Origin of the sequence: Pseudarthrobacter sp. PvP090, assembly GCF_040547365.1 — a bacterium.
GTDB lineage: Bacteria > Actinomycetota > Actinomycetes > Actinomycetales > Micrococcaceae > Arthrobacter.
Genome location: NZ_JBEPPO010000025.1, coordinates 1 through 3,418, shown reverse-complemented (window position 1 = coordinate 3,418; position 3,418 = coordinate 1). Strand labels below are relative to the sequence as shown.

Here is a 3,418-nt window from a genome sequence, read left to right as displayed (position 1 = left end):
ACGGGTTTGTTGTTTGGGAACCACATAGTGGACGCAAGCAGTCTTGTTATCTTTGTACTCTTCCTCATGGTGTGAACGTCTTTTGAATCCGTTCACGAGGGAGAGTGTGTGGTGTAAGTTATCGGCCTATTAGTACCGGTCAGCTTCACGAGTCGTTAGTCCTCGCTTCCACATCCGGCCTATCAACCCAGTGGTCTGGCTGGGGGCCTCTCACACACAAGGTGTATGGAAATCTCATCTCGAAGCGAGCTTCCCGCTTAGATGCTTTCAGCGGTTATCCCATCCGAACGTAGCTAATCAGCGGTGCACTTGGCAGTACAACTGACACACCAGAGGTTCGTCCGTCCCGGTCCTCTCGTACTAAGGACAGCCCTTCTCAAATTTCCTGCGCGCGCAGCGGATAGGGACCGAACTGTCTCACGACGTTCTAAACCCAGCTCGCGTACCGCTTTAATGGGCGAACAGCCCAACCCTTGGGACCTACTCCAGCCCCAGGATGCGACGAGCCGACATCGAGGTGCCAAACCATGCCGTCGATATGGACTCTTGGGCAAGATCAGCCTGTTATCCCCGAGGTACCTTTTATCCGTTGAGCGACGGCCATTCCACAATGTACCGCCGGATCACTAGTCCCGACTTTCGTCCCTGCTCGAGATGTCTCTCTCACAGTCAAGCTCCCTTGTGCACTTACACTCGACACCTGATTGCCAACCAGGCTGAGGGAACCTTTGGGCGCCTCCGTTACTTTTTAGGAGGCAACCGCCCCAGTTAAACTACCCATCAGGCACTGTCCCTGACCCGGATTACGGGCCGAAGTTAGATGTCCAAAGTGACCAGAGTGGTATTTCAACGATGACTCCACCCGAACTGGCGTCCGGGCTTCAACGTCTCCCACCTATCCTACACAAGCCACTCCGAACACCAATACCAAACTATAGTAAAGGTCTCGGGGTCTTTCCGTCCTGCTGCGCGTAACGAGCATCTTTACTCGTACTGCAATTTCGCCGAGTTTATGGTTGAGACAGCGGGGAAGTCGTTACTCCATTCGTGCAGGTCGGAACTTACCCGACAAGGAATTTCGCTACCTTAGGATGGTTATAGTTACCACCGCCGTTTACTGGGGCTTGAATTCTCAGCTTCGCCTTGCGGCTAACCGGTCCTCTTAACCTTCCAGCACCGGGCAGGAGTCAGTCCGTATACATCGTCTTGCGACTTCGCACGGACCTGTGTTTTTAGTAAACAGTCGCTTCCCCCTGGTCTCTGCGGCCCCTGCACGCTCCGGACAGCAAGTGTCCATCACGATGGGGGCCCCCCTTCTCCCGAAGTTACGGGGGCATTTTGCCGAGTTCCTTAACCATAATTCTCTCGATCGCCTTAGTATTCTCTACCTGATCACCTGTGTCGGTTTGGGGTACGGGCGGCTAAAACCTCGCGTCGATGCTTTTCTAGGCAGCATAGGATCACCGAATCCCCCCTTACGGGAGTCCCATCGGGTCTCAGGCATCATGAACGGCGGATTTGCCTACCGTTCGCCCTACATCCTTAGACCGGGACAACCATCGCCCGGCTCGGCTACCTTCCTGCGTCACACCTGTTAATACGCTTGCCTCCCAGGATCAGGTCCCGCGCTCCACCAAAACCCTTCACCCACAAGGGGCGTCGGGCAGGCTTCGGGCGGTTAGTATCCCCTGTTCAGCATGGGCGGTTTTTCGCCGGTACGGGAATATCAACCCGTTGTCCATCGACTACGCCTGTCGGCCTCGCCTTAGGTCCCGACTTACCCAGGGCAGATTAGCTTGACCCTGGAACCCTTGATCATTCGGCGGACGGGTTTCTCACCCGTCTTTCGCTACTCATGCCTGCATTCTCACTCGTGTAGGCTCCACCGCTGGTTTACACCGCGACTTCACTGCCCACACGACGCTCCCCTACCACTCCAGACGCCTGAACCAACCCACAAAGGGGCGGCTTAGCTAATATCTGAAATCCACAACTTCGGCGGTGTACTTGAGCCCCGCTACATTGTCGGCGCGGAATCACTTGACCAGTGAGCTATTACGCACTCTTTTAAGGATGGCTGCTTCTAAGCCAACCTCCTGGTTGTCTTCGCAACTCCACATCCTTTCCCACTTAGCACACGCTTAGGGGCCTTAGTTGGTGGTCTGGGCTGTTTCCCTCTCGACTATGAAGCTTATCCCCCACAGTCTCACTGCTGCGCTCTCACTTACCGGCATTCGGAGTTTGGCTGACGTCAGTAACCTTGTAGGGCCCATTAGCCATCCAGTAGCTCTACCTCCGGTAAGAAACACGCAACGCTGCACCTAAATGCATTTCGGGGAGAACCAGCTATCACGAAGTTTGATTGGCCTTTCACCCCTACCCACAGCTCATCCCCTCCATTTTCAACTGAAGTGGGTTCGGTCCTCCACGACGTCTTACCGTCGCTTCAACCTGGCCATGGGTAGATCACTTCGCTTCGGGTCTAGATCACGCCACTGCAACGCCCTATTCAGACTCGCTTTCGCTACGGCTTCCCCACACGGGTTAACCTCGCGACGTAACACTAACTCGCAGGCTCATTCTTCAAAAGGCACGCCGTCACAACTACAAGGTTGCTCCGACGGATTGTAAGCACACGGTTTCAGGTACTGTTTCACTCCCCTCCCGGGGTACTTTTCACCTTTCCCTCACGGTACTGGTCCGCTATCGGTCATTAGGGAGTATTTAGGCTTATCAGGTGGTCCTGACAGATTCACACGGGATTTCTCGGGCCCCGTGCTACTTGGGATACTCCCCGGGCGGTACACAACATTTCGGTTACGGGGCTCACACCCTCTCTGGCCGGCCTTTCAAGACCGTTCACCTATGCCTGTACTACACACCCCACTGTCCCGGCAGAGACAGAATGGGAAGTCCCACAACCCCGACCATGCAACGCCCGCCGGCTATCACACATGGAACGGTTTAGCCTGATCCGCGTTCGCTCGCCACTACTGACGGAATCACTATTGTTTTCTCTTCCTGCGGGTACTGAGATGTTTCACTTCCCCGCGTTCCCTCCACGCACCCTATGTGTTCAGATGCGGGTCACCAGGCAGCTCGCGCCCCTGGCGGGGTTTCCCCATTCGGACACCCTGGGATCACAGTCCGGTTATCGACTCCCCCAGGCTTATCGCAGATTCCTACGTCCTTCTTCGGCTCCTAATGCCAAGGCATCCACCGTGTGCTCTTAAAAACTTGACCACAAAAGATCAAAAACGCTAATTTTCGAGAGAACCATGAAAACCACCACCACCGCCCCGAAGGACAACAGCGACAGATCCAGGTTCATATTCTTGGAAATTGCTTCTTATAAAAGATGCTCGCGTCCACTATGTAGTTCTCAAACAACAACCCCGTACCACACACCCCACACACA

General features: G+C 54.7%; 1 rRNA gene. It reads right to left on the bottom strand.

The features are described 5' to 3' along the window. Window positions 1-108 precede the first annotated feature (108 nt). Window positions 109-3,243: ribosomal RNA gene (locus ABIC21_RS19235) — 23S ribosomal RNA — on the bottom strand. Window positions 3,244-3,418: the final 175 nt, after the last annotated feature.